At 30.0% G+C, this 6,971-nt stretch carries 2 protein-coding genes; both read right to left on the reverse strand.

Annotated features, from left to right (window positions below):
* Positions 1 to 11: 11 nt before the first annotated feature.
* On the reverse strand, positions 12 to 4,841 hold the full coding sequence (locus Q0997_RS12545; protein WP_299889374.1) for a T9SS type B sorting domain-containing protein: 4,830 nt from the start codon (positions 4,839 to 4,841) through the stop codon (positions 12 to 14).
* Positions 4,842 to 4,971: 130 nt separating this feature from the next.
* Complete coding sequence (locus tag Q0997_RS12550) at positions 4,972 to 6,813, reverse strand: gliding motility-associated C-terminal domain-containing protein (protein WP_299889376.1); 1,842 nt, start codon at positions 6,811 to 6,813, stop codon at positions 4,972 to 4,974.
* Positions 6,814 to 6,971 lie beyond the last annotated feature (158 nt).

A 6,971-nucleotide genomic window follows, 5' to 3' on the forward strand; every position in this document is an offset into this window, starting at 1 on the left:
GTTAAAGCATTTTAACGTCTTAATGCAAAGTGGCCTTTTACTTGAAATTCAATAGCTCCTTTTTTTACATCAGCTAGAAACCAATAATCTGTTGCAGGCATTGGGTTACCATTGTAGTTACCATCCCAACCACGAGACGAATGTGTTATAACTGATAGTAATTTACCATATCTATCAAATATACTTACAACTGTACCTTCTAATAATTCAACACCAGTGATATGCCATGTTTCATTAATAGTGTCACCGTTTGGAGTGAAATATTGAGGAGCATCTATAATAACAATCTCTTTTGTTGTAGAATTACAACCATTTAAATCTATAACTGTTATAGTATGCGGTCCAATTGGTACGTTGGCAAAAAAGTTAGATTCTTGAGGCGCTCCATTATCAAATTGATATAAATATTCGCCAATTCCAGAAACGGTAATAGTTAGATTATTTGGATTTCCAAAATCAATTGTTTCTGTAAATTCAATAACTGCTGCTTCAGATTCTGTTACACTAAAGTTAGAAGTCGTAGTACAACCGTAATTAGAAGTCACAGTTACAGAATAATTACCTACTTGATCAATCTCTATTACTGAAGATGTTTCACCAGTTGACCATGAATAAGAATCTGTGTTTACACCTGTTTCAGCAGAAACAGTTAGTGGTAAATTGTCTAAACAAATAACTTGATCAGTAATATCTACCTCAGGTTTACGTCTAACTAAAGTAGAAAAACTTGTAGTAGAAAAGCAACCTGTTGTATTATTCTCAACGTAAACATATATTATTTGTTCATTTTCTGCATTATAATTTAAATCTGATATAGCATTCGTATTATTATTAGCATCATTTTCAGTTTCAAAATAGTTTACCGTAAAATCGTTAGGGTTTTGAGTGCCTAGAATTATCGGTGTTTGTTGAGATAAATCGAACATTAAAAAATTATCGAAATCATCATCACATGCTTCAAGATTTTGAGGTGTTAGATTTGGTATGTTATTAACTACTAAGTTAAAAGAACTAATTTGAAAACAATTAGTTGTACTAAATTCTGCTCTTACAAATATAGTATCACTTGTTGTAACATAATTATAATTTGTATCTAAAGCATTTTGTGAGTTCTCTGCATCTATTAGCGAAGAATAAAAAGTTAATACTACATTTTCTTGAGTTCCAATAAGTGCTTCTGTTGTCTCACTTAAGTTAAAACTATCATCTTCATTATCACAAGTATCATATACAGCTATGTTTGCAATTTCGGGTGGTAGATTTACAATTAAATCAAAAGAAACGTTTGCTCCACAGTTAGATATTGTATTATAAGCTTCTATATATACTGTTTGCGGGTTGGAAGTGTTGTTATAATTGGTAGGATTAGGAATTTGATTTGTTCCGGCAATTAAATCGGCTTCATTTGCATAATAGTTAACAATAATATTGTCTTGTCTTATAGCTAAAACTTCAACTTCTACTATTGTTAAATCGAAAGTTACACTGCCATCAGTATCTGTATCACATTGTGTTAAATCACTAGCACTACTAATTTCAGGAACTTGAATAATATTATACTCATATGTAGCAATGCCTTTACAATAAGTACCATTATCTATATTAACAAATAGTTGCTGTGGATTAGTTGTATTAGTAAACGTATCTCCTTGTATTGCATTTACTTCATTTTCGGCATCTTCTAATGTATTATAGAAAGTTATTGTTAAGTTATCTGTACTATTTGCAGATATTTCCGCGGCTTTGTCACTTAAACTAAAAGTATCAATACCGTCATTAGAATTATCGTCACAAACATTTACATCTAAAGGAGCGTTAAAAATTGGAACAGAACCTACTTCAATGATAAAGTTTGAAATCCCATAACATGTTGTATCTGTAATATTCTCAACACGGACATATAATGTTTGAATTTGTGATGTGTTATTGTAGACAGCATTTTTATCAATTATATTAGTTTTGTTTATGGCATCTGTCTCATTTTCAAAATAAAAGACTTCTTTACCTGTTTGTCCATTTAAAATTTCGACGTCTTTATCTGCAAGTATAAAATCGGCAATTTGGTTACCATCTGTCTCACAATTTCTAAAATTTGAGATATTTGGAAAATCGGGTAAAGTGTTAACTGTAATATCGATTGGAACTAAGGCATAACAACTAGTGGTGTTATTTTCTACTTTAGCATAAACAGTAGCTGTTTGTGCATTATAATTTGTATTATTTGTTATTTCGTTTACAGAATTATTGGCGTCATCTTCAGATAAATAATAAGAAATAATTGTTGTAGCATCAGTGTTTATTTCAACATTTTTTGTTGTTAGATCAATAATTGAAAAACCATCTTGATCATCATCACAGATAACAAAATTGGAAGGCGTATTTACCGTTGGAGCTGGTAAAACTTCAATTTGAACAGGTATAATATCGCTACATCCATTGCCATTACCACTAACTCTAACAAATACAGTAAATGGATTAGAGGTGTTATCATAAAAAGGAGGAAGTTGGTTTTGTTGTAATTCAGCATCTACTAAAGTTTCATAATATTCTACAATAGGAGAAGCGATACCAACACTAATAATAGTATTAAAACTGTCTAAATCAACAGAAGTAAATGTATCATCATTTGTATCACAATAATTAAGAAGTCCAGGGTTTTGTATACTAATAGCTGGGTTTACAATAAAACCAATTTCAGCTGTATTAGTACATGTACTATCTTCTATAAAAATGTATAGTGTATGAAAACTGTTATTAACTGTGTATGGAACGCTATCGTCAATAGGGTTTACGTTATTATCCAAATCTTCTTGGCTTTCATAATAAGTGATAGTGATATTAGGTAAACCATTAGCAATAAAAGTAGTAATACTTTGTAAATCGAAATCTGCAGACCCATCATTAGGGGCTGTGTCACAAGTGCCAAAATTTTGAATATTTGTACCAGTTTGAAGGAGATTTGCATGTAATTCTATAGGAACTATTTCATAACAAGAATTATTATTATTTGAAATTCTTATATAAACTATTTGCAATTCTGCTTCAGTATTTTGAAAAGCGGTTGGATTTGTAATTGGATTAACATTATTATTCGCATCTTCTATTGTAAGATGATATGTTACAGTAACATTTGTAGCGCCTTGTAAAACATCATTGGCAACACTTGTTATGTCAAAAATCTCAAAACCATCATCATCCTGTTCACAAGCATTAATTTGTTGCACATCTGTATTTACATTTGGACTATCTAATTGTTGAATTGTTATATCTGTAAAAGCAACACAACCTGTAGTTACATCTATAACTCTAATAAATAGTTGCTCAGTAGTATTTGTAGGAGTATATGGAGACGGAATTGCATTAGCTCCAGTATTGGCATCTACTTGGGAAAAGTGATAGGTAACACTATAATTTGCATTGTTATTTGTTATTTCAGAATCAATATCTGTAAGAGTAGCTTCTCCACTTCCATTACTACATATATCAATTGGATTGGGTTGTGTTATAGTTGGAAACGGATTGACTATTAAATTAACATTGGATATATAGACACAACCTGAGTTTGTATCTATAGCACGAATAAAAACTGTTTGGGGGTTTTGGAAATTATTAAGAGCTAAAAAACTATTTACATTATCAATAGCATCTTGATTTGAAATGTGATATGAGATTGTATAATTTGAAGCAGGTAAATTATTTTCTACAGACGTATTTAATGTTGTTAGGTCAAAATTTTCTACTCCATCATTAGAAGCATCATCACATAGAGTAAAATCAGAAAGTGGAGTAGTAGTTTGGATTGAATTTAAAGTAACATTAATTTCGTCTTCAAAGGTGCATGTTGTTGTATTTAATGGTACAGTGACAATAACTTGATAGGTACCAGAAGTATTAGCTGTTAATGTACTTGAAACCTCACCTCCTATTAAAGAACCATTTAAGAACCATTCGTATGTAGCTTGCGGATTATTAGTATCTGCGTTTAATACAGAAGACGCATCACAAGTTGAAAAATCAGGTCCTAAAGTTACGTTATCTGTAAAACTATTACCTTCTATAAATACAGCTGAATCAAAATTTCTATCTGTTTGATCAGCTATTATAAGTTTAATATTATATTCTACATTTGGAGTAATAGTAGCAGATGCAGACATTACCGTTGTACGACCATTGAAATTTGTATCTCCAATATTATAGCCTTCAAAATGTGTTTCGTTTTCAGCATCACAGAATCCAACTATTTCTTGATGAATAGTACTAGTATTTACAGGAGTAGTAGTTCCAGGAATAACAGCTATATTCTGATAAGGTTGTGTGGTATTAGCTTCTTTAATTAAAAAAGCAAACCCATCAGAATAATTACAAGGATAGTCAGCAAAGTATTCTTCAGAAGCTAAAATGTAATTAAATTGTACTGTACTTGAAGCAGAAGTAAAATTGAATTCGATTGATGTTGCATTTAATGTATTGTTTATGCCTAAAGCATTTTCCAAATCAGGATCGGTTTGCCATGCAGTATCTCCCTCATTTAAAGCATTTGTATTTACAACATTTCCAGCTGAATTTACATTTCCTGTAGAGAGAACTATTCCATTTTCAAATGGAAAATTTGAATTTGCCCTTTGAAAAGAACCGTAACTTGAGAATCCATTAACATCACCATTTACAGGAGATGAAATATTTGTAACATCAACACAACCTTCAACTAAACTATTAATTAGTTGTTCTGGCGTTTGAGTATTATCTACTGTTATTTGCTGAGCGTTAAGTTGCAAAGCACAAGTGAATACAATTAAATAGGCTAAATGATTGACGTAATTATTAAGGGTTTTTACTTTCAATTTTTTTTTCTATTAGTCAGTCTTTAATATACTAAAGGCCAAACGATTTGGGTTAATACGGCTAAAGTGTTCAAATTTAACGATTTTATGTTTAAATGCAAATTTTATCGACGAAATACATCTTTTAATTTCAATTTTGCAAGTAAACCCAACCAGTAATAGATACGTAATTTTTGTCATTTAGGTTCAAAACATAAAAATATGTTCCAGTAGGTACCAGTTTTCCTTGGTTTATACCTCTATTTGAAATGCCATACCATTTTAGATCATTATTCCCAACAAAAATTAATTTACCGTAACGACTATAAATTAATAATTTATGATTTTCAAATATTGAATAGAGACCTTGTATATTAAAAAAATCATTATAGCCATCATTGTTAGGAGAGAAGCCTTGAGGGATATGTGGAGGGCAGTTTTCTGTTAGTAGTTGAAATTCATATATATCAAAGCAAATAGAATTTTCTGCTTTTATGTAAATCGTTTGGGGTGTTTCTTGAGATTGATAATTTTGAGGGTTTATAATATTATTTGAATTATTTTGTAAATCTTCAATTGTTTCATAAAATATGAAATCATCATAGTTATTTATGTTTACCTGACTTAATATTAATTCTAAATTAAAAATAGCTGTATTTAAACCTTCATCACAATTGTTTAGGGCATTTAATTGAAACGTCTCTGGTAATGGTATAAGATTTACAGTGATTTCAGTAGTATTGTTGCTTTCTAAAATTTCAATTACTGTACTATTTCCATCACCATCATCATCAACAGCAATTATTAATAAAAAATCATCTGGAATAGTTGAAGGAATTGAAATTGAAATGCTTCCATTTTCAGACCCATTTATATTTATTACGTTTTGGGTTGTAGTTTGGGCTAATAAAATATCATCTACATAAAAAGCTATAGGTGTTGCTGCTGGTAAAGGATCTGTGCTATTAGTATTAAAAACGGTGTAATCAATATCTATTATTCTGTCACCACAATTTGTTACAATATTATCTATAACAATTGTTGCATCTGGTAATTGGCTATTTAATACTGTAATTATATTGTTAATAATTATTAAGTCGGCTTGAAATACACCATTATTATTTAAACCTCCAGTTGTAAGTTTAATTTCTACTTGTGTATCTCCAATATTAATATTGTTTTCAATACCATAAACATCTAAGTCACAATTGTAAAAAGTATTTGAATTTGTAAAAGTGTTAGTGCCATTAAATGCATTATCTGCTAAGTTTAATGGTGGATTTGAAATAATATTGCCATTTATAGATAAAGACTCTCCAAAGTTTAGAGCATTATCTCCTTCCCAAGCTAAAAAACCGATTTTTGCATTATCATTATCTAGTACATTAACATTATTTAAAAAGATAGTTTTTTCAGTTACATTCCGATTGATAATTTCTAGACCTTGAAATAAATTTACCTGATTTAAAGGAAGTGTATTATTTTCATATATAACATAAATACTCCAACCAGCAAAATTGGTTCTTCTTTCGCAGTGTCCTGGATTATTTGCTAAAGTTTCAGAAATATCTAGATCTGAAAGTTCATAAATAGTATTTCCTTCTGCTAATACTTGATTTGTAATATTTGCATAACAAGAAAAATAATTAAGGTCACCAAAAGTTGCATCTGTAAAGATGGTGTTGTAAGTATCTTCGGCAACAATTGATGTGCCATTTAAAGTGACTTCTAAATCTCCTAGTCCAGAACCTGCCCAATATAAATAAGCAGCTACTACTGTAGAGGATGCATCTACATTTAATGTTGCTTGAGATGACGGTAAGATTTCGCAAAAACTTTGTACAATATTATTTTCTGCCGGATTAAGAGTATTGCCAATAGCTAAATAATCATATCTCCCATTATACTGTTGAAAAATAGAAATGTCTTGAGACCAGACTTCAGTTTGAAGTAATGATATAAAAATTAATAAACCAGCAAGTAATCTGCGCATTTTTAGAGAGTAATTCTCCATAAAAGTACAAATAATCTAAAGAAGCTTCATTATAAAAAAACCTGAACAAATTTGTTCAGGTTTTTTTATGCTTTAAAGTATTTTCTCTTCTAACGTTTAAGCGTAAAGTGAGCTTTAAAGTTCTTTTTAATAGTGGT

It is taken from the genome of uncultured Lacinutrix sp. (genome assembly GCF_947500325.1).
In the GTDB taxonomy this organism is placed as follows: domain Bacteria; phylum Bacteroidota; class Bacteroidia; order Flavobacteriales; family Flavobacteriaceae; genus Lacinutrix.

Coding starts and splice junctions, on each gene's coding strand:
- Q0997_RS12550 (WP_299889376.1), bottom strand. CDS start 6,813: ATGCGCAGATTACTTGCTGGTTTATTAATTTTTATATCATTACTTCAA.